This window comes from Stutzerimonas tianxiuensis (assembly GCF_053470365.1).
The window spans coordinates 64,063-90,039 of the sequence record NZ_JBPVWS010000011.1 but is presented as its reverse complement, the minus strand read 5'-3'; the positions used below and the strand labels follow the sequence as shown (position 1 = coordinate 90,039).

The 25,977-nt window shown below is 59.2% G+C and carries 23 protein-coding genes; 8 read left to right on the top strand and 15 right to left on the bottom strand.

Going from position 1 to position 25,977, the window contains the following annotated elements; translation table 11 throughout:
* Nucleotides 1-264 precede the first annotated feature (264 nt).
* Both ACSSNI_RS15065 and ACSSNI_RS15060 read right to left on the bottom strand, forming a co-directional pair.
* Nucleotides 265-1,353 (bottom strand): endonuclease/exonuclease/phosphatase family protein, encoded by a 1,089-nt coding sequence (locus tag ACSSNI_RS15065; RefSeq protein WP_200639651.1) that lies wholly within the window; start codon nucleotides 1,351-1,353, stop codon nucleotides 265-267.
* A 229-nt stretch (nucleotides 1,354-1,582) separates the two neighbouring features.
* Nucleotides 1,583-3,280: a glycoside hydrolase family 5 protein gene (locus ACSSNI_RS15060; RefSeq protein WP_200639653.1), complete on the bottom strand. Its 1,698-nt coding sequence runs from the start codon at nucleotides 3,278-3,280 to the stop codon at nucleotides 1,583-1,585.
* A 629-nt stretch (nucleotides 3,281-3,909) separates the two neighbouring features.
* On the opposite strand from ACSSNI_RS15060, the gene ACSSNI_RS15055 reads away from it, so the two are divergent.
* From ACSSNI_RS15055 to ACSSNI_RS15045, 3 genes are all read left to right on the top strand, one after another.
* Complete coding sequence (locus tag ACSSNI_RS15055; protein ID WP_200639655.1) at nucleotides 3,910-5,043, top strand: aminotransferase class V-fold PLP-dependent enzyme; 1,134 nt, start codon at nucleotides 3,910-3,912, stop codon at nucleotides 5,041-5,043.
* 201 nt (nucleotides 5,044-5,244) lie between these two features.
* Complete coding sequence (locus ACSSNI_RS15050) at nucleotides 5,245-5,520, top strand: hypothetical protein (RefSeq protein WP_234484575.1); 276 nt, start codon at nucleotides 5,245-5,247, stop codon at nucleotides 5,518-5,520.
* Between the two features lie 262 nt (nucleotides 5,521-5,782).
* Nucleotides 5,783-6,373: a YqaA family protein gene (locus ACSSNI_RS15045; RefSeq protein ID WP_148924342.1), complete on the top strand. Its 591-nt coding sequence runs from the start codon at nucleotides 5,783-5,785 to the stop codon at nucleotides 6,371-6,373.
* 51 nt (nucleotides 6,374-6,424) lie between these two features.
* Here ACSSNI_RS15045 and uvsE read toward each other — a convergent pair whose 3' ends face one another.
* The gene (uvsE, locus tag ACSSNI_RS15040) at nucleotides 6,425-7,453 is read right to left on the bottom strand and encodes a UV DNA damage repair endonuclease UvsE (RefSeq protein ID WP_200639657.1); all 1,029 of its coding nucleotides are present in this window, start codon (nucleotides 7,451-7,453) and stop codon (nucleotides 6,425-6,427) included.
* 326 nt (nucleotides 7,454-7,779) lie between these two features.
* Between uvsE and ACSSNI_RS15035 the strand changes: the two genes are divergently transcribed.
* Together ACSSNI_RS15035 and ACSSNI_RS15030 are read left to right on the top strand one after the other, a co-directional pair.
* A complete protein-coding gene (locus tag ACSSNI_RS15035) occupies nucleotides 7,780-9,759 on the top strand; it encodes a DEAD/DEAH box helicase (RefSeq protein WP_200639660.1) in 1,980 nt (659 codons plus the stop codon).
* Between the two features lie 83 nt (nucleotides 9,760-9,842).
* The gene (locus ACSSNI_RS15030) at nucleotides 9,843-10,463 is read left to right on the top strand and encodes a glutathione S-transferase (protein ID WP_200639661.1); all 621 of its coding nucleotides are present in this window, start codon (nucleotides 9,843-9,845) and stop codon (nucleotides 10,461-10,463) included.
* Between the two features lie 65 nt (nucleotides 10,464-10,528).
* Here the strand turns inward: ACSSNI_RS15030 and ACSSNI_RS15025 are convergent, their stop codons facing one another.
* The 7 genes from ACSSNI_RS15025 to ACSSNI_RS14995 form a co-directional block, all read right to left on the bottom strand.
* Nucleotides 10,529-11,299 (bottom strand): SIR2 family NAD-dependent protein deacylase, encoded by a 771-nt coding sequence (locus ACSSNI_RS15025; RefSeq protein ID WP_200639663.1) that lies wholly within the window; start codon nucleotides 11,297-11,299, stop codon nucleotides 10,529-10,531.
* 277 nt (nucleotides 11,300-11,576) lie between these two features.
* Nucleotides 11,577-13,073 (bottom strand): methyl-accepting chemotaxis protein, encoded by a 1,497-nt coding sequence (locus ACSSNI_RS15020; RefSeq protein ID WP_200639665.1) that lies wholly within the window; start codon nucleotides 13,071-13,073, stop codon nucleotides 11,577-11,579.
* Nucleotides 13,074-13,291: 218 nt separating this feature from the next.
* Nucleotides 13,292-13,720 (bottom strand): nuclear transport factor 2 family protein, encoded by a 429-nt coding sequence (locus tag ACSSNI_RS15015; protein WP_200639667.1) that lies wholly within the window; start codon nucleotides 13,718-13,720, stop codon nucleotides 13,292-13,294.
* A complete protein-coding gene (gene phrB, locus ACSSNI_RS15010; RefSeq protein WP_200639669.1) occupies nucleotides 13,717-15,144 on the bottom strand; it encodes a deoxyribodipyrimidine photo-lyase in 1,428 nt (475 codons plus the stop codon). The genes ACSSNI_RS15015 and phrB overlap by 4 nt, the downstream gene beginning before the upstream one ends.
* Nucleotides 15,141-16,082, bottom strand: a complete 942-nt coding sequence (locus ACSSNI_RS15005) for a MerR family transcriptional regulator (protein WP_200639671.1) — start codon at nucleotides 16,080-16,082, stop codon at nucleotides 15,141-15,143. Before ACSSNI_RS15005 ends, phrB begins: the two co-directional genes overlap by 4 nt.
* A gap of 2 nt (nucleotides 16,083-16,084) precedes the next feature.
* Entirely contained in the window at nucleotides 16,085-17,047 is a 963-nt protein-coding gene (locus ACSSNI_RS15000) for a YbgA family protein (protein ID WP_200639673.1), read from the bottom strand.
* A 137-nt stretch (nucleotides 17,048-17,184) separates the two neighbouring features.
* A complete protein-coding gene (locus tag ACSSNI_RS14995; RefSeq protein WP_200639675.1) occupies nucleotides 17,185-17,400 on the bottom strand; it encodes a TIGR02450 family Trp-rich protein in 216 nt (71 codons plus the stop codon).
* A gap of 179 nt (nucleotides 17,401-17,579) precedes the next feature.
* Between ACSSNI_RS14995 and ACSSNI_RS14990 the strand changes: the two genes are divergently transcribed.
* Nucleotides 17,580-18,479: a TIGR01777 family oxidoreductase gene (locus ACSSNI_RS14990; RefSeq protein ID WP_200639677.1), complete on the top strand. Its 900-nt coding sequence runs from the start codon at nucleotides 17,580-17,582 to the stop codon at nucleotides 18,477-18,479.
* Nucleotides 18,480-18,551: 72 nt separating this feature from the next.
* Entirely contained in the window at nucleotides 18,552-19,577 is a 1,026-nt protein-coding gene (gene hemH / locus ACSSNI_RS14985; RefSeq protein WP_200639679.1) for a ferrochelatase, read from the top strand.
* A gap of 37 nt (nucleotides 19,578-19,614) precedes the next feature.
* On the opposite strand, the gene ACSSNI_RS14980 is transcribed toward hemH, so the two are convergent.
* From ACSSNI_RS14980 to ACSSNI_RS14960, 5 genes are all read right to left on the bottom strand, one after another.
* Nucleotides 19,615-22,251 carry an EAL domain-containing protein gene (locus ACSSNI_RS14980; RefSeq protein WP_448259568.1) on the bottom strand — a complete coding sequence of 879 codons (2,637 nt, stop codon included), beginning with the start codon at nucleotides 22,249-22,251 and terminating at the stop codon, nucleotides 19,615-19,617.
* A gap of 213 nt (nucleotides 22,252-22,464) precedes the next feature.
* Nucleotides 22,465-22,911: a PAS domain-containing protein gene (locus tag ACSSNI_RS14975; protein ID WP_200639686.1), complete on the bottom strand. Its 447-nt coding sequence runs from the start codon at nucleotides 22,909-22,911 to the stop codon at nucleotides 22,465-22,467.
* 346 nt (nucleotides 22,912-23,257) lie between these two features.
* On the bottom strand, nucleotides 23,258-23,644 hold the full coding sequence (folX, locus tag ACSSNI_RS14970; protein ID WP_159967780.1) for a dihydroneopterin triphosphate 2'-epimerase: 387 nt from the start codon (nucleotides 23,642-23,644) through the stop codon (nucleotides 23,258-23,260).
* Nucleotides 23,644-24,201: a GTP cyclohydrolase I FolE gene (gene folE, locus ACSSNI_RS14965; protein ID WP_148924327.1), complete on the bottom strand. Its 558-nt coding sequence runs from the start codon at nucleotides 24,199-24,201 to the stop codon at nucleotides 23,644-23,646. The genes folX and folE overlap by 1 nt, the downstream gene beginning before the upstream one ends.
* A 285-nt stretch (nucleotides 24,202-24,486) precedes the next feature.
* On the bottom strand, nucleotides 24,487-24,885 hold the full coding sequence (locus tag ACSSNI_RS14960; protein ID WP_200639688.1) for a thiol-disulfide oxidoreductase DCC family protein: 399 nt from the start codon (nucleotides 24,883-24,885) through the stop codon (nucleotides 24,487-24,489).
* A 94-nt stretch (nucleotides 24,886-24,979) separates the two neighbouring features.
* Here ACSSNI_RS14960 and ACSSNI_RS14955 point away from each other — a divergent pair, with 94 nt between their 5' ends.
* Nucleotides 24,980-25,936 (top strand): MerR family transcriptional regulator, encoded by a 957-nt coding sequence (locus ACSSNI_RS14955; RefSeq protein WP_148924325.1) that lies wholly within the window; start codon nucleotides 24,980-24,982, stop codon nucleotides 25,934-25,936.
* The last annotated feature ends 41 nt before the right edge of the window (nucleotides 25,937-25,977 follow it).

Below are 25,977 nucleotides of genomic sequence, written 5' to 3'. Positions count from 1 at the left end.
CGTCCTCCGGAGAACGGTGCAGGCCGTTGCCGGAGTGCGTGGTCATCTGCGCGCTGGCTCAACCGCATGCAACTGGGCTTCTCGAGGGCGAGCAGTGGCCAGCGACGCGCAAGCATCGCAACTCCTATGAGCAAGCGTGAAGGAGCCCAATTCAGCCGGTTCAACGGGATGTGAATGCACGCCACTGAGCGCCAATTCTCGCCGGGTCGCTGCTCGCCTGTCCGGTACTCGGTGCCCTATCCACGCCCGAGTAACCTGTTCAGTTCAACGCTTTTCAGGCTCAGGCACGTCGGTCACGCTGACTCCTTCCTCGCGTATTTTGTCCTCCGCTTCAAGTTCATCGTCCTCGTCGCCTTGCAGGCTTTGCTGATCAGGCGCTGGGTCGTATTGCAGTTCGACCAGCACGGGGAAATGGTCAGAGCCGAACGCCGGCAGGCGTTGGATGCGTACCAGTTGGAAATGGTGGCTATGAAACAGGTGGTCCAGCGGCCAGCGTAGAAACCAGTGCTGGGCATGAAAACTGTTGACCATGCCGCGCCCGACCCGGGGGTCCAGCAAGCCGCTGATCTTGCGAAACAGACGTGTGTTGGGTGACCAGGCTACATCGTTGAGATCGCCGGTGACGATGACCGGGATGTCTTCCAAATCGTCCCGAACGCTCTCAGCCACTACCAGCAGTTCGACGTCGCGCTCGGTTGATTCGTCGTTTTCCGTGGGGCTAGGCGGGGCGGGGTGCAGGAAGTGCATGCGAATCGCCAACTGATCATTCAGATGAACCTTGGCGTGCATAGACGGCACATCGTCTTCGACCAGGAAACGGGTCTCCGCGTTTTCCAGCGGCAACCGGGACCAGACATGCATACCGTAAAGGTTGTCCAGCGGGCACCGGCAGGAGTAGGGGTAATCGTCGCTCAGTTCCTCGAGCTGATCCTCCCACCATTGGTCTGTTTCGAGCGTCACCAGAATGTCGGGGCGATACTCACGGACAAGCGCCTTGAGCTTGTCCGTCTGGCGGTTAGGCGTCAGGACGTTGGCCGCCATGACGCGTATGCGAGGCTTGTCGCGGCCTGGGACGGCGGTTTTGACCTCGGAGCGCCACAAACGGGTGTAGGGAATGATCCACCAGGCCTGATAGGCGAGGCAGAAAATCGCCAGGGCGCTGATCAGAACCTGCAGCGGTTCTGAATAGGACAGCAATAATGCCTGGGCCAGTAGCAATGCAAAGGCGAGTACGCACAGTTGCAGGCGAGGAAAATCCAGCCCGCGTACCCACCAGACTGGGTTCTTCCATAGCGGTAGAAGCGTTAGCACGACCAGCAGGCCAGTCGCTGCCAACAAGATCCCTTCCGTCATGATCGACTCTCCATGGAGTTCGGCGCGATGTGATATCGGCCTTTTGGGTACCTGAAAGCAGGCATTAGGGATTCGTCCCGTTGATGCCTTCATTGGTTCCGCTTGTTATGTGCTGGAGCGAACGGGGAGAGGGTGGCAGCGTTAAGGAAGCGCTGAGTAAAAGGAGCCCACAAAAAAGCCTGACACGCAAAACGTGTCAGGCCTTCGCTGGAACGGTTATCTCTTGCTGTTACAGCGGCTCGCCAATGGCTGCGCAGCTGTTCGGGGTCGCGGCATGCTTTCTCAACACCGCCAACTGGGGCTGCTCCGCGCCTCCTGCTACGTCCAGGGCAAGAATGTAGTTGCCCCACCAGGGGCCGCCGGCCCAGTAGGTCATTGGAACGCAGTTCTCGCGTAGATAGCCGAGCAGGTTATCCATCGCGACGATCGCATCGGGGGCGTAGTTGGGCACGCCCATCTCGCCGATGAAACCGCGCAGGTTGTTGCTCCGCAGCCAGTCCACGAAAGGCTTGGCGCGATTGATGCCGAGCTCCGGGGCAAAGGTTTCGGTCTTGTCGGCGTACATGCCCGAGGTGTCCCGGTCCAGGTACATGTGAGCTTCGAAGATCAGGTTGTTGTTCGGATCGCGCATCCAGGGATCCGCGATCAGCTGGGTGTTGGATTGTGGCCAATGCCAGGCGCTTGAGAAGCGGTCGCCAGCCACGTAGATCCAATGTGTGCGGTCGATTTTGCGGATTTCCTTCGCGGCGGCCAGCGCCGCTTGGGGCCAAAGTCCCTTGGTGTTTGGCTCATTCATCAGTCCGTAACCACTCAGTGCCGGATGATTGCCGATTTTCTGCGCGATACGCTTCCAGGTATTGGCGAACGACTGGATCGATACAGTTTCGGATCCGATCGGTTGGCGGTAGTAGCGATAGTAGTTATGCATGTCCAGCACAACCTTGACGCCGTGCTTGTGGGCAAAGTCGAGTGACTGGGTAAGCAATGTCAGTTGCGCAGTGTCGAGTTCAGTGTCCAGCCGGGGTTGGATGCGCTCCCATAGGAATGGCAACCGGACCAGTTTCAGGCCTTGTTCGGCGTACTTCTTGTAATAGGACTCGGCCGGATAGATGTAATTGGTACCGTGCTTGCCCGGCAAAACAGAAGGACCGAAGGCGGCGCCGGACAGGGCTACACCGACCAGTTGAACAGGCTTGATTGTTGGCAGCGTGACATTGCCTATCGGCGAAGATCCGGCGGGCAGAAGAGCCGGCCCTGCGGCCAGCCTCAGTTTGTTTGGGTACCCAACACGATTGCCGTCAAGCGCAGGGCCATCCATGAACACAGACAGCGCGCCGCTGGCGGGCTTCACCGAGGTGATGGTGCGCACTTGGCCGTCGGCCGTGCGTACCGATGCGCCAACTATGAAGGCGGCCTTGTTCTGTGCCGTCGCAGCGACTGAGACGCCCGCCGAGGCGCGCCAGGAGCCGTTCAGCCAGTAGCTGTTGTTGAATTTGTTGATCAGCGCGGCATGGTTCGGGGCGGAAACCGGCGCAGGGCTCGCTTCGGATGGCAGCGGCAAGGTACTAGCCACGGCGCTTATGCGAAGCCTGTTGGGGTAACCGACCAGATTGCCGTTGAGCACCGGACCGTTCATGAACACCGTCAGCGCCCCGCTGGCGGGTTTGAGCGCGGTGACAGTTCGAATCTGTCCATCTGCCGTTCGCACCGCGGTGCCGACTTTGAACGCGGCCATATTCTGCTGGGTCGCGGCAACCGATACGCCTGCCGAAGCGCGCCAGGAGCCGTTCAGCCAGTAGCTGTTGGTGAATTTATTAATCAGCGCCGAGTAGGAGACGGTCGAGACGCCCGTAGTCGGGGTGGTAGCGGCGTAGAGACCGCTTACAGGGACCATAGCAAAAAGCGCGGACAGGGCAATTGCGGACATGGGCCCTTTGCAGGCCTTAGAAACAAACGAGGTAAACATCGGCTCACCGTGATCATGAACATCGAAACGCAGGTTTCGATGAAGCGACAGGGGGAGGTTGATCAATAAGCGGCGCTGCAAAGGCAGGCGGGATACCACAAACAGAACGAACCAATGGGTAAGCGAAATGGGCACCCGTGGCCGCCCGTTCCGCTTGGATAGTTATAATTTATTTCATATATCGCTAAAACATTAAGCGCCTTGTATAAGTCGTCAAAAAACAGTCAGCTTATAAGCTTGATATCAATTTGATGTTCAAATGCCATGCTCACCGGATTTCGAGAAGGGCTGGAAGCCGCTAGCTATAAAGGCGGCAGTAATAGTGGCGTCATTTTTTTGAATTCACCGTTAACGCCGTCTCGCTTCAGGCGGCAGAGATAATCCGATAAACGGCATCATTATTTTTGAACTATTTGCAAGCGGGTGAAGTTCATGGCGAATCGGTACACGGATAAGCCACCCGAAGCGAGGCTTGCGCTCACGCAGTTCGCGAGTTTGTGGCTACGTTGAGGAAGGGTTTTGGTTGTGCTTGTAAAGCGCTGATGCTTCGGGCAGGGTCGAAGCCAGGCTTCTATCTACGGAGTGAACTCATGTCGGAGCTATATCCCCGCGTCGACCCCGATGGACTGATCGAATATTCAGTTGTCTACACGGACCGATCGCTAAACCACATGTCCAAGTCGTTCCAGGGCGTCATGAACGACATATCCACCACACTGAAATCTGTCTACAACGCCCACTCGGTTGTTGTGGTGCCCGGCAGTGGCACTTTCGGAATGGAAGCAGTTGCGCGCCAGCTTGCGCATGACCGCAACTGCCTGGTCATCCGAAACGGCTGGTTCAGCTATCGATGGACGCAAATATTTGATATGGGCAGCATTCCGGCGCAGTCCACGGTGCTGAAAGCCCGACCGGTAGATCAGGCGGCGCAAGCTGCTTTCATGCCCCCGCCAATAGAAGAAGTCGTCGCCAGCATCGCCGCCAATAAGCCGGATCTCGTGTTCGCTCCGCACGTGGAAACATCGTCCGGGATCATCCTCCCCGACGACTACCTGCGCGCCGTCAGCGATGCGGTACACGCGGTGGGGGGGCTGTTTGTTCTGGACTGCATCGCCTCAGGTGCGCTTTGGGTGGATATGCAGGCAAGCGGTGTGGATGTGCTGATCAGTGCGCCACAAAAAGGCTGGAGCGCGTCACCCTGCTGCGCGCTGGTGATGCTCAGCGAGGCTGCCCAGGCACGCGTCGAGGCGACACAGAGCAGCAGTTTCGCTTGCGACCTCAAGAAGTGGCTGCAGATCATGCAGGCCTACGAGCAGGGCGGTCATGCCTATCACGCGACCATGCCAAGCGACGGATTGGCGCGATTTCGCGACGTCATGTTGGAGACACGGGATTACGGCTTCGAAACCGTTCGTGCACAGCAACTGGAACTCGGTCAGCGAGTTCGATCGTTGCTGACTCAACAAGGCTTCAAGAGTGTGGCTGCCGAAGGATTCGAAGCGCCCGGCGTAGTGGTCTGCTACACCGATGATGCAGGCATCAAGAACGGCAGCAAGTTTGCGGCGCAGGGGCTGCAAATTGCCGCGGGTGTGCCCCTACAGTGCGACGAACCAGCGGATTTCCAGACTTTCCGTATGGGGCTGTTTGGTCTGGAGAAACTGAAAAATATCGATCGGACCCTGAACATCTTGCAGCGCGCACTAGATGAGATTGTTCCCGTCTAGGTCACGGCTATTAGAGAGGTCCGGAAGAATAGAGACCGCTCGTCGAGCAATCAAAAGGCGTCAATACGATTCGCGGCCCAGTTGTTTAGCCATTCCGTGTGCCGGAGGCCTCGTGAATACTGTCGTTGGGAGGGGGTTAAGCGGCTGGAACCTGCGAGATAGACACATTCTTGAAACAAAATTGTGTTTGCACGAGCCGTTATGCTGACTACGCTGAAATTGTACAAAGCTTATTACAACAAGAAAGAGGGGCTAACTATGACCAACAACCAGAATGCTCAGGTCGTTGCACTCGAGTTATGGCGCTTTTGCGCACACTGCGTTGCTGCCATCGTTGTTGTAGGAGCGGTACTGATTGGGTTCCTTGGATCATGGGAGCTGGGCCTCAAGGTCGGCGTGCTGCCGTTACTGGCGCTCGTTGCCGCAGACATGTTGGCCAGACGTCGGGAGCATGACATTCAACTAAGGAATTCCTGACCACCTGCCATCCTGCGCCGACCCGTGCGGTTTGCGCAGGATAAACATCCCTTCTGGTTACCCGTTGCCTTTCCTCCTGCCGCTTAGCCACTGTTTCCAGTTCATCGTGCGCAGCCAAGACGCCATCTCATCGCCCACTGATGTCATCAATGGTAACGATCACGCCACTGGCGCAAGGGAACGTGCCATCCCTCCAGCTACTCCCATAAGTGCCCATAACAGAGCGCCCTAGCCCTGCCTTTCCGCTTCTGAGTCCGTCTGCATGCCTCAACCCCGCCTCACCTCCGCACGCGCCTGGCTTGATCGCCTCGACAAGTCACGTCACGCGATGACGCTGCTATTCCTAGCCTCCATGATGGAAACCTTGCTGATCCCCATCCCGATCGAGGTCATCCTCATCCCTTGGATGCTTTGCCACGCGGACCGTAAATGGCGAATCGCGACGGTCGCGCTGGCAGGGAACCTGACCGCAGCCACACTGGGTTACTACCTCGGTATGTTCGCGATGGATCAATGGGGCGACACGCTGGTCGGGCTCTTTGGCGGTGAGGCTGCGTATGAGGAATTCGACAAGCAGTTCCAGGAAGACGGTTTCATGGCAATCCTGGCCATCGGGATTGTCCCTATACCGTTTCAGATCGCCATGCTCGTAGCGGGCGCCAGCGCCTATCCCATCGTTCTCTTTCTCGCCGCTGCCTGTCTCGCCCGAGGGGCTCGTTATTTCGGCCTTGCGCTGTTGATAGCGGTGGCGGGCAAGGCGGCCCTGGATATCTGGAATCGACATGCCAAACCCATAGGTATTGCCGGGCTTGTGTTGTTTGGCGTTTGGGTATGGTTCAAATGGGGCGCTTGAGCCGCTGCGTCTTTAAGAGCTGAAAAAAGCGCTTTGGCTCCGCGGTGGCGACTACTCGAATTTGTCCGTTTCAAGATAATCACGGTAGTAGTCCAGCGTGGCGAGGTTCTTGTCCTTGGCCTCGAACATCATGTCGAACCGGTCGAGGAATTCACGCGCATAAAGGTTGGTCCACCGATTCCACATGCGTTTGCTGTGACTGTAGAGGTCACGTTTGCTGACCTTTTCCAGCAGCGCCGGTATTTCCAGCTTGTCATCGGCGTTGAATCCCAGCTCCATCAGGCTTTCCGGCGGCTGCGAGTAATGCATGGTCGGCCGTACACCGTGCCAGCTGTCGATGATGCGCGCCACACGCGGGTCCTGTGGGTCGATATACCGGTCTTCATTGATCCAGCAGTGGTGGATGTCCAGCACCACCGGCGCAAGGTCGGCAAGCTGGAGGCAGTCGTCGACGCCGTAGGTCTTTTCCTCGTTCTCGAAGGTGATGCAATTACGCGCCTCGGTAGAGAGTCGCGGCCAGATCGTGCGGATGCCTTCGCCGCCCAGGCGACCGGCTATGTGCACGTTGCATTTGAAGTCCTGGAACTGCCGACCGAAGCCCATCATGCGGATCATGTCGGCGTGATATTCGAACTCGGCCAGGCTGTTCTCGACGACCTGAGGCTTGTCCGAGCCGAGCACGCAATATTGACCCGGGTGCAGCGAAAGCCTGATGCCGGCTGCTCGTGCGCGCTCGCCAATCAGGGCAAAGCCTTTCTCCGTCGCCGCTTGCACCTCGGCCTGACGGTAGAAGTCGGCTGCTTCCGGATGGCTGTAGAACGGCAGCAAGTCGCTGCTCAGGCGCAACATGCGCAGTGGTGGTGGCAAGGTCTCGACGTATTCGAGCAAGCGTAACTGCGCGGCCAGGTTGTGTTCGATGATGCCGTTCAGCTTCTCGCGCGCCGCGTCCTGCGACACGCTGTTGAGCCAGCGCAGCGTGGTCGAGCGCGGATTGAAGGCGCGTTCGATGGCTTCCAGCTCCTTCAGCGACTCGCTGTGGCCGGGGTGTCGGTACATGCAGGCGAAACCGATTTTGTACATAAATGACCTATGCCGGACGGCTGGTGTAGCCGCTACAAGTGACTGTCTTGTTTAGTACTCGGACGCTGCGGCAGGTGCCCTGCCTCTGATGAACAGTCGACCGCCGCGGTCCGAACGTTATGTGTAAACCCTGTGGGGGCAGCAAGGGTCGCATTCGTATCTTGGTCCGTGCACAGGCGCGTCGAGCCATCGTCCCGCAGGCACGGTGATGCAGTCGGGGATAAGTGATTGCTGGTCGACGTGACCATTGCTCGCTCGGTCATCAGTCAGCGATGAAAAACCCGTACCATATCAACCACCTGTTGACGCCTTGGTTGTTAATTTCAATGTTTTCTGCCGTCAAGCGCTACAAGCTCCTGGTGTCGGGTGCCTTGGCGCGTTGTTTCCCTCGTACCTCCGCTTATCTGCAGTCGGAAGAGGAGCTGTTAGTGCGGCGCTGGCCGAACGCCGTGTCCAAACAGACGTTGCCACGTACGTGCAAAAAGTCAGCTGCAGCGGCGAAGATCGGCCGTACGACCAAGTCCCCTGCGGGGGCAGCTACCCCAGCCAAGCCCCGCGCAAAAGCTCGCAAGCCGGCCAGTGAAGGCATTTATGGGCCGGCTAAGTTGACGGTCGATGAGCAGCAGATTCAGGCAATGCGTCTTCGTGTCGGTCGCGCGGTAGAGGCTGGCGTGATCTGCGCGCCGTCGGATGAGCAATGGGCAATGATCCTTGGAGACAGCCCAGTGACGCGCATCTTCGCGGGCGCCGGCTCGGGCAAGTCCACCACCCTGGTGCTGCGTGTGGTGTTCATGCTCTGCCATTTGGGCATCGCGCCAGAACGGCTGACCGTCATTTCCTTCACTAATGCATCCTGCACTCAACTGCGCGAACAGCTGATCCGGGTGCTGGGATTCTGGAATTTCGATTTCGATCCCGCTAGTGCGCGGCAGTGCGTGAGGACGTTCCATTCGGCCATGGCAGCAATGACCAGGGACGTGCTGGGCAAGCCGGTCTGGTTCGAGCAACTGGACGAAAAGGGTGCCTCGCCTCTAGATCTGGATAACCCCCTGACCGCTTCACGCATGCGGCCGGCACAACAGCGACTGCTCAAACAGGCCTATCAGACCTGCTATGCCGAAGAGGATCGTTTTCGCACGCTGGTGCACGAGCTACTGCGCTTGCCATCGCCAGACGATAAAAAGCGCGCTCCAAAGGCGCCTCTGGACGTATTCAAGTTGGCCGGCGAGTTCACCCCAGCGCCGCTGTTCGAGGCGTTCTACGCGCAAGCCGGGTTTATCGAAAGCATCGGTATTCGCATCGACCAGATGCAACCCGCCCGACTGCAGGGTTCGTCGGTGGAACGTGCCTTCAGCGAGGCCTTGGTGCTGTTCTGGCGGCATTTCCAGGCGCTGCTCGCATCTCAGGGATTGACCACCTTCAACGGTGCGTTTCAAGCATTGACCCAACGTCTTGCGGCGGCCGACCGCAGTGTGTCGTCAGCGGCATTGACGCCGTTCAGCCACTTGCTGATCGATGAATTTCAGGACATCTCACCGCAGATCGTTCAGTGGCTACAGGCGCTGCACCGTGCGCTGTCGAGCCTGGGCGAGGCCGTCAGCTTGATGGCCATTGGCGACGACTGGCAGTCGATCTACGGCTGGCGCGGCAGTTCGCCGGAGCTGTTCATGGATTTCGACAAATACTTCCCTGGCCGCGGCGCATCGAAGAAGAGCAGGGTGCTGATGCTGGAAACCAACTACCGTTCAATCGAGCCAGTCATCCGCGATGGCGAGGCCGTGTTGAGCGGGGTGACGTTCAAGCAGACCAAGGTCAGCCAGGCGGCCAAGGCGACGCAACAGGGCGATCATGGCTTAAAACTGGTAACCCGCTTCGATGTGAAGAGCCGGCTGCCAGAGCTGATCCGCGAGATCCAGGCCCAATGCGAACATGTTGCCGCTCGCCCGAATGCTGACCGCAACGCGGTGCTGGTACTCAGCCGGCGCAACGAGCCATTGCGGGCCATCGAGGCGCAGCTGGACCGCAAGCTGCCGGTCAAGACCTACACCATTCATCGCGCCAAGGGCCTGCAGGCCGAGGTCGCGATCATCGTCGATGATTGTCTGCCGGCCGAGCGCCATCCTTTGCGAAACGCGCTGTATGCCTACTCAGGTTTCTTCCGTAACAGTTATGACCAGGCGATGGCCGACGAGAGCCTGCGCCTGGCTTACGTGGCGATCACCCGTGGCGTTAGCCGGGTGTTCTGGTATACCCAGAAAGTCCAGGGCGCAACGCGGCTGCTAGCCGACCATCGCAAGGCGCAGTGAGTAAGGCCGGCCGGCGGCCGATAGCCGTCAGCCGCTAGGGTGAAAGCGCTGAAATCCGATATCGACGCACGGGAGCACATCGAATGCTGAAACTTTGGGGGCGAACTAACTCGACCAACGTGAAAAAAGCACTCTGGTGCCTGGAAGAGCTGAATATCGAATACACCCGTGTCGATGCCGGCGGGGTCTTCGGGGTGGTTGGCGAGGCGGACTACATTGCGAAGAATCCCAACCAGCTGGTGCCTTGCCTGGAGGATGGCGAATTGGTGCTGTGGGAATCCAATGCCATCGTTCGTTATCTGGCGGCGCAGTACGGTGAGGGCACCTTGTGGCAGGTCGATCCGGCGCAACGCGCCCAGGCTGACAAGTGGATGGACTGGGTTACCTCGTCCCTGGCTGCGCCGTTTCGCACGGTGTTCTGGAACATGGTGCGCACCCCGCCGGGGCAGCGCGACATGCCTGCGGTGCACGCCGCAACAGCGGAGTGCGGCAAGTTGCTGGCGATTGCCGACCGGACACTGTCGGACCAACCCTATCTGTCCGGCGCGTCGTTCGCCATGGGTGACATTCCGCTGGGTTGTTTCGCCTATGCCTGGTTCGAGATGCCCATCGAACGTCCTGACCTGCCGCACCTGCAGGCCTGGTATGAGCGGCTTCAGCAGCGTAGGGCGTATCAGATCGCTGTTGTTACGCCTTTGACATGATGCAGTTCGCCCGGGCCCGTTGAAGACGCTTCAGCGCTGGAACCTGTCGGTAATTCAATCGTCGGTCAACCCGGGGTCGCCTGACCGAAAACTTGCCTGATCAGCAGGGGCAACTGTTCGCCAGCCGGCCCGGCCAACGCAAATTCCCGCTCGCTGTGATCGGTTTGGGGTTGCGGATTGACGTGGACGACCACAGCACCGGCGTGCCAGGCCAAGCCCGGAACCTCGGCGGCGGGGTAGACCATCCCAGACGTGCCGACGGAGATCAGCAGGTCGCACGATTGCGCGGCAGCGAAAGCGGTGTTCAACGCCTCAGTTGGCAGGCTTTCGCCAAACCAGACCACACCTGGACGCAGCTGACCACCGCATGCCGCGCAGCGTGGCGGCTCCAGACGGCGGCCACCTTCGGGCTCGTCCGGCATGGTTGGCGATGTGTCCGGGCTTTCACCGCAGTTGAAACAGCGAGGCTGATGGAGGCTGCCGTGCAAATGGATAACGTCGGTGCTGCCGGCTCGCTCATGCAAATCGTCGACGTTCTGGGTGACGAGCGTGAGACGGGGGACGTGCCGAGCCAATTCGGCAATCGCCATGTGGGCGGGGTTCGGCTGAGCCTGCAGCACCTTCATGCGCCGCCACTCGTACCACCCCCAGACCAGAGCCGGGTCAGCTCGGAAGGCTTCTGGCGTAGCCAGCGATGCGGCGTCGAAGCGTTCCCACAGGCCGGTGAGCGAGTCGCGAAATGTCGGAATGCCGCTTTCCGCTGACACGCCTGCGCCTGAAAAAACCACAACGTGCCTTGCACGGTGCAGCGCGTCGATCAGTGGGTCCGGGATCATAGACTGACTCCTTTGCATCAGCGGCTAAACGGGCATCGATCAATACCACTGAAGACACCGATACGCCAGCGGCAGCGATTTCTCCCAGGTCTTGCTCGGCTACTTCGACTGTTCAAGCTCCATCCCTGGGATGGTGGAGACTTGTCACATGCCACTGATTGATGCGCTACAACAGGGAGCATGTCTGCCTGATGTTTCAGTGAAAGCGCAACTCCGCGAGGGGTAGCAAGCGATGGCCTCAGGGCGCCAGTGTTCAACTGGGCCCTAAGGAATTCGGTCAACGAATGGCGAAGCGACCGCTGAGTGTGCCCAGTCGAGAAGCCAGTGCACTCAACCCGGCACTGTCCTGCTCCAGCTGGCTCGCATCCACGGCATTCTGTTCGGCAATCTGCTGAACACTCTGCAGGTGGCTGGCGATATCCGCAGAGACCGCGGTTTGCTCGTGGGTGGCGGCGGCTATCAGTTCGTTCATATGGCTGATGGCTTCGATTTCCTGCGCCATGGATTCCAGCAGTACCGTAGTTTTCTGACTGTCGTCGACGCAGCGGGCCACGCTCAGTCGGCTGTCCTGCATCGAATCGGCCGCTTTTCGGCTGCTCTGCTGCAGGCGCGTGATGATCTCCTGGATCTCGCGGGTCGAGGTCGACGTTTTCTGCGCGAGGTTACGCACCTCATCGGCAACCACGGCAAACCCTCGACCTTGCTCCCCGGCCCGAGCGGCTTCGATGGCGGCGTTCAAGGCCAGGAGGTTGGTCTGTTCAGCGATGCTGCGGATCACTTCCAAAACGCGGCCGATCTGCTCGGACTGTGCAGCCAGGTCTTGCATGACCTCGTCGGTTCCGTCGATGCGGTGCGCCAGCAGCGTGATCTCCTCACGGCTGGTCAGGACCGATTGGCGGCCCTGTCCCGCCTTCGCGTTTGCAGCCTGTGCCGCCTGTGAGGCCCGATCGGCGTGGCCGGCAACTTCCTCGATGGCGGTCGACATCTGCTGCATCGCATCGACCATCTGTGCGGTTTCACCCAGTTGCAGGTCAGCACCATTACGCATTTGCCGGGTGGCAGTGTTCAGGCTGCCAGCCGTGCCGTCGAGGCCGCGCGCATCCGCTACCACCGCACTCACCAGTTCGGAGAGTTGATCGAGCAAGTGATTGAAGCGCTCGCCCACAGGGCCACTGGCAGCAGAGCGCTGGTTGAGGTCTATCCGTTCTGGGTTGCGGGTGATCTCTGCCGCAGCGCGGAGCAATGCTTCGCCTTCGCGCGCTTCGGCATTGGCGCGTACCGCCAGGTAAATGAGGATTGCACTCTCAAGCACCACATAAAACGCATGCAGGAAGACCTCGCCCCAATCGCCCTCAGGCATCAAAAACACACCGGCACCTTGTTGCTGCAGTGCAAAGAAGGACAAGTGATGCACTGCGATTGTCGCCGCAGCCACGACGATGGGCAGCCAGTCCCGGTAGTACACCAGAAACGCGAGCAGGGCGAAGATGCCGAAGTGCATTTCCAGCATGCCGTGTTCCTGATTGATGTGCAGCGCTGACATGACCATGAACGCCGCACCGATGAGGCAACGCATCAACCGCTCGGCTGCAATCAGTGCGTTGAGCACCGTCATCGCGAGGGCGGTACCGCCGCCAATGACGAAGGCCTGTGCCCAGCTGCCACTCATCGCAGCCAGACCGAGCGCATATACGAAGAGAAACCACAGCACGCCGAGCATGATGCGGTCGGCCTTGCGGTAATGGTCTTGCATGGTGGTGGTCGTGTTGCTCATAGAGTGTCTCTCGTAAAGCGCTCGGGCGCGCATCGCTATATCGGCTGGGCTTGAACTGGCTATCAGACCGTTCATCGCCTCAGCGGCAACGTGTGGCTTTATACAAGCAGGGATGCTTTAGGGCAGGGCGCTCAAGCCAGTTGACACGACACGTCGGTGACGATCAACGGTGCGGGGTAGGCTGTTCTATGGGACGAGCCAGAAGCTTCGCGACGGGTTCACGCGATCCTCCGATGCAGCCAGCGAATCATCGAGCCAACGACGGGAAGGTGTTGATAAAGCAGGGCGCCCGCGTCGAAGTAGTCGCGATGACGCACCACTTTGCCTGCAGCGTCCCAGCGCAGCATGGTGCAGCCTTCCAGGCTGATGAGCTGGCCTTGACTGAGGCGGGGGTGACGAAAACTCATGATCCAGCGTAGATAGCCTTCGCCTTCGCGCACCTCGTCGAAGGCGAAGAATGCGAAGTCGAGGGCAGTGACGTTGGCGTAAAGCTCCGCGAAATACTCGTGCAGTTCGGCCAGTCCGCAGATTTCATGCAGCGGATCTGTGAAGTGAACGTTTTCTGCATAGAGCTCACTCAGGCGGTCTAGGTTCTGGGCATTAAGCTGGGCGAAGTTGGCTGAGAATTGCTGCAGAAAGCCGCTCACAGCGCCTCCCCCAGTTGCCTGAAGGCCGTAAGCGCGCGGTCACGGCTCATCGGCAAATCGATGATAGGGGTCGGGTAATCGACGGCAGCAAACAGACCGTTGAGTTTCGCAGGGTTGTGAATCGCGCGTTTGTCCAACTCGGCCAGCTCAGGCAGCCAACGCCGCAAGAAACGGCCGTCCGGGTCGAACTTGGCAGACTGACTGAGCGGATTGAACAGTCGGAAATAGGGCACCGAGTCGGTTCCCGTCGAGGCGCTCCACTGCCAGCCGCCATTGTTGGCTGCGAGGTCGCCGTCGATCAGGTTTTGCATGAACCACCGCTCACCTTCACGCCAGTCGATGAGCAGGTTCTTGCTCAGAAACATGGCGACGATCATGCGCAGGCGGTTATGCATCCAGCCGGTCGCCAGCAACTGGCGCATTGCCGCGTCGATGATCGGAAAACCGGTACGGCCCTGCTGCCAGGCGACCAGCTCATCGGGTGCGTGACGCCAGGGCAGGGCTTCGGTTTCTCGCCGGAAGCCTCGGCCCATAGAGACGTGTGGATAGCCCACCAGAATATGTTTGTAGAACTCGCGCCAGAGCAGCTCATTGATCCAGGTGACGGCACCTGGATTGCCGCTGTCGTGTTCACCGCGATTTGCTCTCAGCGCGGCATGCAGACATTGCCGAGGCGAAACGACGCCTGCAGCCAGATAGGCGGAAATCTGGCTGGTACCAGGCTCGGCAGGGAAGTCACGACGCTGTTGATAGTCTGCAAGGTCGTCTTCGGCAAACTGGGCGAGGCGCAGCTGGGCGAAGTCTTCGCCTGCCGGCCACAGCGAGCGCAGATAATCGCTGGGTTGGGCGAATCCATCGACTGTTTGCGGTACCGAGTCGCTGGGAATCAGCAGTGATGCCTGGCGATCCGGAACGGGTAGACACGCGGGAAGTGACCCTGCCAGCCGGGCATAGCACACCTTTCGAAACTGGCTGAAGACTTTGAAGTAGCCACCCGACAACGTAGTGATAGTTCCTGGTGCAAACAGCAGCTGATCAAGGTGGCGTCGCATGCTTGTGGGTGTTTTCCGAAGCGCTTCGGCGACTGCCTCGTCACGGCGCTGCTCGTTCACTCCATACTCGTCATTGACATGCAGGGTGCCGATCTCGTGGGTGCCGCAAAGGTCGGCGATCACAGCGGGCACTGCCTGCCAGTCTTGAACGGTGCGAATCAGCAACGGAACGTTCAGTTCTGAGAGGCGTAGCGACAGCTCAGCCAGGTTGCGTAGCCAGAAATCGACCTTGCAAGGCGCATCGTCATGGGCATGCCATTGGCCCGGCGTGATCAGATAGAGTGCCACCGTGGGGCCGGCGCTCATTGCGGCTGCCAGGGCGCTGTTGTCACTGACGCGCAAGTCGGTGCGTAGCCAGAGAAGCTGGTTCATTCCAGATACCCTTTGGGGTTTTCAAGCAGCGACCCAGCCTGCAGGGCTTCGAGCGCGGCGAGCGGGTCAATGGCGAGGGTCAGGCCGGGTATGTCACGCAGTTCAGCAAAGTGAATACTGGCTGCCGGCCCCGCCAGCAGCAGCGGCATGTCTTCCGGGTCGGCCAGGCGCGGCAGATGCCGCTTGAGGTAGCCGCTGTCCAGTGACTGGCTGGCATACAGCAGCAGACCCCGCGGCTTGATTCGCTCCAGGGCCAGTGGTAGTTCCGCCAGTGGTACACACCACTCGATCACTTCGGCAGCGCAACCTGCACTGGACACCAACCAAGCGCTGAGCCACAGCCCCGGATCGAAGCGCTGATCGCACAGGGTCGTCAACAGCAGCGGTGCGCCGCCATGCTGACGGTTGCTGTGATAGATGCGAGTACCGAGTTTGGTTCGCAGCCACGAACAGAACAATCCACGCTCGACTTCTGCGCCGAAAGAGCTGGTCCAACGTTGTTCGAGACTCAGCAGCAGTGGCAGCAACAGGTGCTTGCACAAGGTCAATGGCGGATACAGCGAAAGCGCACGGTTGAAACTGTCGTCGAGCTGTCGTTCGGAGAGTTCGGTGACGGCCAGAAACATCTGGTCATGCAGACCGCCCCATGGGCTGTGCTCGTTCAGACTGAGACTCTGGCGAGCATCCAGCAACTGCTTGACCTGGCCGACGGCTACACCCCGATTCAGCCATTTGAGAATGCTCTGAATCCGCTTGACGTGGCTGTCGTCATAGAGCCGATGGCCCTTGGGTGTGCGACGCGGCACGATCAGCCCGTAGCGACGTTCCCACGCACGCAGCGTGACCGGATTGACGCCGGTGAGGCGCGCAACTTCCCTGATCGGGAACCAGCCGTCTTCACGGCTCAGATCGATGTCGTCATCAACAGTCAGGGTCATGTCTAGATGCCGTTGCGCAGGCTGAGGTCTTCGGGGTGCGGCTGCAGATATACCTGGCTGGCCACATAGCGATCCGGATGACGGCGGAAGTGATGTTTGAGCAATGTCATCGGTACGACGAGCGGCACGATGCCCTCGCGGTATTGGCTGATAAGGCGTTGCAGTTCCTGCTTGTCGTCGCCGCAAAGATCGTTCTTCAAGTACCCGCTCAGGTGCTGCAGTACATTGCTGTGGGTGCCGCGCGATGCGGTGGTCTTGAGCGCGGCCATCAGCTGGCTGAAGTAGATCGGTGCGAACTCATCGAGCGGCTTTATGCCCACCGTTGCGACCATCCGGCCGAGGGCTTTGTATTGCCCAGGGTTTGTCGCCATCAGCTGATACTTGTGACGCGAGTGAAATTCGACCAGTCCCTTGCGGGTAAGCCCGGCTTCGAGCAAACGCTGCCATTCGGCGTAGGCAAAGATTCTTGTGAGGAAATTTTCTCGCAGTACGGGGTCGTTCAGCCGACCGTCTTCCTCGATGGGCAGGTCCGGTCGCGCTTCCATCAGCGCATGAGCGAACAGGCCGGTGCCGCCGCCGTCGATAGGATGCCCATTGGCATGGTAGACCTTGACCCGTTCCATCCCGCAGGAGGGGGATTTCTGCATCAGGATATAGCCGCTGATATCGCTCAGTTCGCGAGCGATCTGCTTGCCGTATGCAGTCAGGGCTTCGCTTACGTCCAGCTCCGGGTGCACGGTGCCCACTGCGCGAGGACTGTCGGGATCACCGACCAGGCGGATTGGCTCACGTGGCGTGCCGAGACCTATGGCGACCTCAGGGCAGACCGGCACGAATTCGAAATGCCTGGCCAACGTTTCGCTGCATAGGCGCGATTCCTTATGGCCGCCATTGAAACGCACCGGGCTGCCCAGCAGGCAGGCACTGATACCGACTTTGATAGGGGGACGAGAGCTATTAAGCATGTGATCGACCTCGCTGCACTTGTACAGGTAAGGTTTTCTGTACAATATGAGGCCATCATAAGTGATTACTTGTACAAGTCAATACTACATGTACAAGATTCCGTGAGGCAGCTGATGCTGCCTGCTAAGCGCCTACTTTAACGCCACCCGAACAGCCATTGCTGATCGTCGCGCAGGACCTGCCAGTCGATCCACTGGCTTCGTTGAGTGAGGACAGCCTGAAGCTCAACTTGCAGCACAACGTCGTTTTCATCCCGCAACAGCTCGGTAATGAGGAAGTGCTTTTCCTTGTTTTGGGGCGTAGTGGACGTCCACTTGGAAAGCAGCAGTTTGTCTGGATTGAATCGATTCATAACGACCTGACACCGGAAAAAGACTGAAAGAGCATTGGCAGCCTGTTGAGCGGTTGTACATAGGCTACGCTTGCATTACCAAGTTATACAGAAGTTGATTTCTGTATAGGTGTAACATCAGAATGTAGCAGCCCGCTGAGTCATCGGTGCGGGCCCACAGCTGAGATGCGGAGGCTGCAATGAACATATTGCTCACCGGCGGGACTGGCCTGATTGGTCAGGCGCTGTGTAAACACTGGTTGCCACAGGGGCATCGGCTCTGGGTCTGGAGTCGGTCACCCGAGCAGGTTTCGGAGCGTTGCGGCGAGTCGGTAAAAGGCATTGGCGAGCTTCGCGAACTGGACCAGGTCCAGCTCGATGCGGTTATTAACCTGGCAGGTGCACCGATTGCCGATCGGCCCTGGACCAAGTCCCGTCGGTTGCTGCTGTGGAACAGTCGCATCAAATTGACCGAGCAACTGGTGGAATGGCTTGCGACCCGGCAGCAGAAACCCAATGTGCTGATCTCCGGCTCTGCGGTCGGTTGGTATGGCGACGGTGGTGAGCGGGAACTGAGCGAGGACGATAGTCCGGTTACCAACGATTTCGCTAGCCAGCTGTGTGCTGCGTGGGAAGAGAGTGCCATGCGAGCGGAGTCGTTGGGTATTCGCGTGGTCCTGATCCGGACCGGCTTGGTGCTGGCACCTCAAGGCGGCTTTCTGCAACGTCTCAGGCCGCTGTTTGCGCTTGGGCTTGGCGGCAGACAGGGCAATGGCCGTCAGTGGATGCCTTGGATTCACATAGACGATCAGATCGGCCTGATAGATTTTCTGTTACACCAGCCCGAAGCAGGCGGCCCCTACAATGCGTGCGCACCACAGCCGGCACGCAATGCCGAGTTTGCTAAAGCCTTCGCAGCGAGCATGGGGCGTCCGGCAATACTGCCGGTGCCTGCGCTGACCTTGAAGGTCGGCTTGGGCGAACTTTCCGGGCTGATCCTTGGCGGACAAAAAGTGCGACCGTTGCGATTGCAGGTCGCAGGATTTCAGTTTCGTTTCGAGACATTGGATGCGGCATTGGCAGACCTGCGCAAGGCGTGACCGCTGTGTGAAAATAGCGTCGCGACCCGAGGGTTGCGGCGCGATCCATTAAATCAGTAGTTGGAAATGTGCATGTCCGAGCAGGCGTTGTTGTTGGTCAATCTGGGTTCTCCGGCGTCCACCGAAGTGGCCGATGTTCGCCGCTATCTCAATCAGTTTCTGATGGACCCTTATGTCATCGACCTGCCTTGGCCCGTTCGCCGGCTGCTGGTCTCGCTCATCCTGATCAAGCGCCCGGAACAGTCGGCACATGCCTATGCGTCCATCTGGTGGCCGGAAGGATCACCTCTGATGGTGCTCAGCCAACGCCTGGCCGACGCTGTTCGGCCGTATTGGAAAGAGGGCCCGGTCGAGCTGGCGATGCGCTATGGCGAACTGTCTATTGAGCGCTCGCTGCTGAAATTGGCAGGGCAGGGCATCAGGCAGGTCACTCTGGCGCCGCTGTATCCACAATTCGCGGACAGCACCACGACCACCGTCATCGAAGAGGCACGGCGGGTGATTCGCGAACGCGGCCTCGACATTCAGCTGTCCATTCTGCAGCCTTTCTTCGACCAGCCGGAATATCTCGAGGCGCTGGTTACGAGTGCCCAACCGCACCTGGAACAATCGTTCGACCACCTTCTGCTGAGCTATCACGGCTTGCCTGAGCGGCATTTGCGCAAAACGGATCCGACCGGCGCGCATTGCCTGAAAACCGATGATTGCTGCCAGCGTGCCGAAGGCGCGGTGCTCGCCAGCTGCTACCGCGCGCAGTGCATTCAGAGCGCAGCGGCATTTGCCGAGCGTGCCGGCTTGCAACCCGAACAGTGGTCGGTGTCATTCCAGTCTCGACTGGGGCGTGCCAAGTGGATCGAGCCCTATACCGAGGCGCAGCTGGAAGAGCTGGCGGCCAGAGGCGTGAAGAAGTTGCTGGTGATGTGCCCGGCGTTCGTGTCTGACTGCATCGAAACGCTTGAGGAAATCGGTGATCGAGGCCGCGAACAGTTCGTTGCGGCCGGTGGTACGGATCTACAGCTGGTCCCTTGCCTGAATACCCATGAGCAGTGGGTGCAGGCGCTGGTCACCCTGTGTCGCCGGGCCCCGCTGGCGCTGTAAGCGGCCCATCTCGGCGTGAGGTACGCGAATGCGACCCTCACGCCACGGGTTCGAGCTCCAGCGCTTCGAACGCTTCTAGCGGCACGGGACGGCTGAACAGATAACCCTGGAACATGTCGCAACCATTGGCAACCAACAGGGACCGTTGCTCTTCCGTCTCGACCCCTTCGGCGATCACTTCCAGATTGAGCCCGGAGGCAAGCGCGCAGGTGGTACGGATGATGGTCTGGCTGCTGACGTCATCGACCAGCTGACGAACGAACGACTGGTCGATTTTCAGTTGGTCGAGCGGCAACCGCTGCAGGTAGGCCATGGACGAATAACCTGTGCCGAAGTCGTCGATCGAGAACCGAATGCCGTGCTGCTTCAGCGTCCTCATTCGAACTACCGCTTCTTCCATATCATCGAGCAACAGGGATTCGGTAATTTCAAGCTTGAGCAGTCGCGGATTGGCACCGGTGCGTTCGAGCAACGCGAGCACACGATCAACGAAGTCGGCCTGATAGAGCAGGCTTGCACTCAAGTTGACGGCAAGCGTCAGTGTCGCCCAGCGTGGCTGTTTGGCCCAAGCGGCGAGCTGTTCGCAGGCCTGTGTGAGCACCACGAAATCCAATGTCTCGATCAGCCCGGCCCTTTCGGCCGGCCCGATGAAGTGGAAAGGGCTGAGCAAGCCGCGTTGCGGATGCTGCCAGCGAACCAGAACTTCAGCACCCACGATCCCACGATGGCGTTCAATTTGGGGCTGGAAATGAATCACGAACTCGCCGGCTGTCAGGCCTCGGCGGATTTCGTCTTCAAGGCGCAGGCGTTCTTGTACAGCCTGCTGCATGCGCGGGTCGAAGAAGCGCAGGGCGTTCTTGCCGGCCTGTTTGGCTTCGTACATCGACATGTCGGCGCGCTTCATCAGCTCTTCTGCGTCCCCGTCATTGCTGTTCAGCAAAACCACACCAATGCTGGCGCTACTGTGCAGCAACAGGGCGCCCAGTCGGTAAGGCTGACCCAATGCCGACAGAATCCTTTCGCCTATCTGCTCGGCCTGGGCGGCTGCGTATTCCGCCTTGGCATCCAGATCTTCGAGCATGACCACGAATTCGTCGCCGCCGAGGCGGGCAACGGTGTTGATGCCACGGACCTCACCGCTCAGGCGTTCGGCCACCATGCAGAGCAATTGGTCGCCGGCCTGGTGGCCATGAAGATCATTGATGTTCTTGAAGTTATCCAGATCGATGAACATCAGCGCGCCGTAATGCTGGCTGCGTACAGTGGCTGCCAGGGCCTGCTTGAGGCGATCGAGCAACAGACGACGGTTGGGCAGGCCGCTCAGGGGGTCGTAAAAAGCGAGGTTATGAATGCGTTCTTCGGCTTGCTTGCGTTCGGTAATGTCGGTGAAGGCCGCCACGTAGTTGGACACAGCGCCCTGAGCGTCGAGCACGGTGCTGATCGACAGCCACTCGGGGTATACCTCGCCAGTCTTGCGGCGGTTCCAGATCTCGCCCTGCCACGCCCCTGTCTGCTGGATACTGCGCCACATGGTCAGGTAGAAATCGGGCGCGTGGCGACCAGAGGCGAGCAGGCGCGTGTCTTGTCCGATGGCCTCGTCTGCGCTGTAGCCGCTGATCTCGGTGAATGCCTGGTTAACCTGAAGAATGCGGTTCTTGGCGTCGGTGATGATCATGCCCTGCTGGGATTCGAAGGCAATTGCGGCGATGCGACGCTCCTGTTCGGCTTTGGCACGCTCGCTGATGTCACGGCTCAAACACACCACGGCTGGCTTGTACGGTTGCGCCAGTGGCAGGCGCTGGGCGCGTACTTCGAATATCTTCAAGCCATTTGCGGTCTGGATAGAATATTCAAGCAGGCCGGGTGTGCCGCTGGAAAGTGTGTCACGAATCAGTTCGCGGAAGCGTTCTGCCTGGATGGGAGGGAGCACATCATCCACAGTCTTACCGATCAGGTTTTGGCTGCCTCCTTGAAGCAGCGACGAGTCGTTGGCGATCACCTCCAGGTAGCGACCGTCCTCATCAAGCACCAACAGCACGTCGGGGATTGCCTGAGTGATTGCCCTTAAACGTGCCTCACTGAGATGCATCGCGCGTTCGATCTGGTCGCGTCTGAGCAGATCGGCCAATAGCAGACCTAATAGCATTACCGCTGTTGGCAGCACCAGCAACATAGGCACCGCAACCTGCTCGAGTGTAGGTGCGACAAGCTGAGCCGGTAACAACAACAGTGAGGCTACGACACCGCCATGCAGGACCAGGCCAAAGATCAGCAATTGCCAGCTGCCGACGGCGATCTGGCCGCGGCGATGGAAATGACGGTAGGCAAGGCCCAGGGCGACGGGTAACAGTACGTTGATCAACCCGACCCAGACGCCTACACCACCCACCCACAGCCGATACGCGCCGGCAACCAGCGCCGCGATACCCGCGGCGATCGGGCCTCCAAACAAGGCCGCCATGCTCAGCACAACAGTGCGCGCATCGAAGATGACACCGTCCTGGACGGATATGGGCATCAGCATGCCAACGATGCAGGCTCCGCCGAACCAGATACCAGCCGTGCATTGGGCCCATATCTGGTGGCTCTGGCCCCAATGACGCGCGGTAACCGATAGCAGCCAGCAAAGCGCAAGCAGCACCGTTGCGTTTTCAACGAAAGCGTAGGAAGTCAAAGAAGCGGACCTGAATTCAGCCGCCGTCCAAGTTGGCGGGAATGTAATGGCAGATGGCAATTATTCGTGTTTTCCCAGCAGTCTGCATCAATAAATGCACTTTCTGGTCACAAGTGTTGCCGCGACTTCAGGCTGAAGCGCCTAGCAGCCTTATCGGCAGCCCTGATGAAGGCTGGAGTGCCACGTAGTACGTACCGATATGTGGCAGGCTGGTTAGCTCCGGAGGGCAGCAAGCTGCTCCCGGAGTTGCTGGACTTCGGCTTCAAGCTCACGGACTCGTTGCTTGGCTTCGACTTCCGGGGTGACGTCCTTCTGGATACCGATGTAATAGGTGAGCTGATCACCGTCGTTAAACACAGGTGTAATGGACAGTTCGTTCCAGAAGGCACTGCCGTCCTTACGGTAGTTACGAATAATCTGGCGGCAGGGAGTGTTGCTTCGAACTGCTTCACGAATCGCTGCAAGACCCGGCTGGTCACGGTCGTCCGCCTGCAGGAAACGGCAGTCCTGGTAGAGGATGTCGTCGACCTCATAGCCCGTGAGGCGCTGAAACGCAGGATTAGCGTAGATCAGAATATTGTCGTCGCCTTCCTGCTCGGCTACCACGATCCCGTCGTTGGAGGCTTCGATTACCAGTTGCAGCAGTTTGGCATTGATCATCAGGGTGTCTCTTGTGCGTTTTTCGGCATTCTAGAACAACTACCTGAAGGCTGGCACAAGGCTTTTTGTAGCGAGGCGGTTCTGCCGGTTGGCAAGTCGGTTGACGCCTCAACGGTGGCTGCGAAAGCGCTCAGTCGTTGCGCGCCCTCAGTGCCTGGTAAACGGCTGGGCTATTGGTTGCGAAGTTGCGGTCGTCAGCCCGAGTGCGGGGCGGTCGCCATGGGCCGAGCGCCTCGGCACGGCCCCGGCAGATCTATAGGGTCTGGCGCAGAGCAGATGCTCCGGTACCGGCGGTAGAAAGTGCGGCCGAGCGATGGATAGCCCGTCAGCTGACGAGGGGAGTGGTTCAGGCGAGGCGTTGCCCGCCGCTGGCAGCGAGCGTAATGGAAACCGATTCGGCAAACCGCAGCGCATGTGGCTTGTCGACCTCGACCTCGGCGTACTCAACGCTGGGCAGCCGCATAACCAGGTCCAGGATTTCCTGTGTCATGCGCTCCAGCAGGCTGAACCGATTGTGCTCGACGTGGGAGATGACCGCTTTGGTCAGCGTCCGGTAGTTCAATGCAGTGTCTATGTCGTTATCGCGAACCGCATCGACGGCCTTGTAGAGCACCGTCAGGTTGATCAGCACGTCCTGCTTGTTGAGGATTTCATCCTCATTGATGCCGATGTAGGTGCGCAGACGTAAATCCTTGACGCGGATGCGGGCCATGCCGGATTCCAGACGAGGCATTAGCGATTCCCCCCAATTAGCTGCAGGAATTCCATTCGGGTGGTGCAGGACTCCCGGAAGGCACCCAACATCACCGACGTGTTCATCAGCGAGTTCTGCTTCTCGACCCCGCGCATCATCATGCACATGTGCTTGGCTTCGATGACCACCGCAACGCCAGCTGCGCGAGTTACTTCCTGAATCGCCTCGGCGATCTGGCGGGTGAGGTTCTCTTGAATCTGCAAACGGCGCGCATACATGTCGACGATGCGTGCAATCTTGGACAGACCGAGCACCTTGCCGGTCGGGATGTAAGCAACGTGTGCTTTGCCAATGAAGGGCAGCATGTGGTGTTCGCAGAGAGAATAGAGCTCGATGTCACGGACGATGACCATTTCGTCGCTATCCGAGGCAAACAGGGCGCCGTTGACCACTTCCTCGAGGCTCTTGCCGTACCCATTGCACAAGTACTGCATGGCCTTGGCGGCGCGCTTCGGGGTGTCGAGCAAGCCTTCGCGCTGCGGGTCTTCACCGACCCCCAGAAGTATTTGGTGAAAATGGCCGGGCAGTTCGTTCATGGGTGATCCTCTGGGAATCCGTCCGTAGGCAAACCCTACGTGCTTGGGGCGTGGCGAAGGCGTCAATGGCGAGCAGCCTGTACAGCCTCGCTGGTGAGGCAAAGCTATACCAAATAATTTATCTGTACAAGAAAATTACAATAGCCTGGCGCCATGAGATCAGAGCTTGAACCGCTTAACTGGCTTTATCTCCCCCGTCTTGTAGCGTTTCCTGAGCAGTTGAGCTGAACAATGCAGCATGCATGAGCATCTGTGCCTGTAGAGGTTTTTCTGGGCGGCAAGGTGTCAAAAAGGATCGCAACGGTCGGTACAACGGCTGCTGCCTTCGGGATGGGGTAGCCAGCCAAGATGAGGTCGCGCCAGGCTGAACAGCCAATAGGCGAGCAGGAGCAGGGGTCGTAACGGACGCCAACCCAGAGGCGCGGCCCATTTGCCAAGGCCTGCCGCGCGCCAGCTCCAGTAGGTCGCGTCAAGACCTGTAAGCCAGTGCCCATCGGCGCTGCGCGCGTGAAGCTTGCCGCGGAGCTGGTCAAGCGATCGCTCCTCGCTAACGAAACCAGGCGAACTGATGTCCACCAGTCGCAGGCGCTCCTGTGTGGCATGACGCCGCAACCAAATGACTTCGCGGGCACAGAGCGGGCAGGCACCGTCGACATAGAGCGTAAGCGGTAGCTTAGGAGACATTGCACAATCCTGTACTTGTATAACTTCTGTACAGCCTATGCCTGCAGGCCCTGAGTTACAATGCGCCCATTCCTTTGCATGAGCTGTGCGCGTCATGACCGAATTTGCCCGTGCCTCTTCGCTGCTTTCTTCTTCATCCCTTAAGCAGGAAGAGTTGTTCCCGATCCGAGAGGTTTCACGCCTGACGGGTGTCAACCCGGTCACCTTGCGTGCCTGGGAACGACGCTATGGCTTGATCCAACCGACTCGCACCGAAAGCGGTCATCGCCTTTATTCGATGGCTGATGTCGAGGCGGTGCGCAGCATCGTGGCTTGGACGGAACGTGGCGTGGCAGTGAGCAAGGTGGGCAGCATTCTGTCACGCAGCGCTGCAACCCGAGCGGCGGTGCCGCCTGAACAGCAGGAGGCCGTCGCCGGCGAGTGGGGTGAATGGCAGGCTCAGGTGCAGCGGGCAGTGAGCAGTTTCGATGAGAGCCGCCTCGATCAAGTGTATGGACAGGTCTTCTCGACGTATCCACTACCCGTGGTATTTCAGGACGTGCTGTTGCCTTTGTGGCAACAGTTGCTGGTGCGCCAGGATGAGTTCGGTCAAACCAGCGAGTGGCTCTTCCTCGACAACTTCCTGCGTGCTCGCGTGTTGCAGCGGCTGCAACTTGCCCGAGCCCAGGCGCAAGATCGCGTGCTTTTGGCGGCTGTCCCTGGTCAATGCCGCGAACTGGAATTACTGATTGCCGGCCTGTTGCTTTCCAGCGACGAGGTCGCCGCCAGCGTATTGGCCATCGGCCAGCCATTGGATGAGCTGACTCTGATCTGCGAGAAGGTCCGCCCGCGCGCATTGGTGTTGTACTCCAACGTTCCGCCCAATGCAGCTTTGCTAAAGCAACTGGCCAAGCTTGCGCTGAGCCTCGACTGCCCCTTGGCTATGGCGGGCGAAGCGGCCGAGTTTTCTCAGGAAGGGCTGCGCGGATCGCCGATCGCCTGTCTGGGCAATGCCGGCAAATTGATGCAGCGCCGTCTGCTGCAGTTTCTCGACGGGCATCTGGACACCTGACGACCGCGGGCTTTGCCGAGCCTGATCAGGGTTCGAGACTT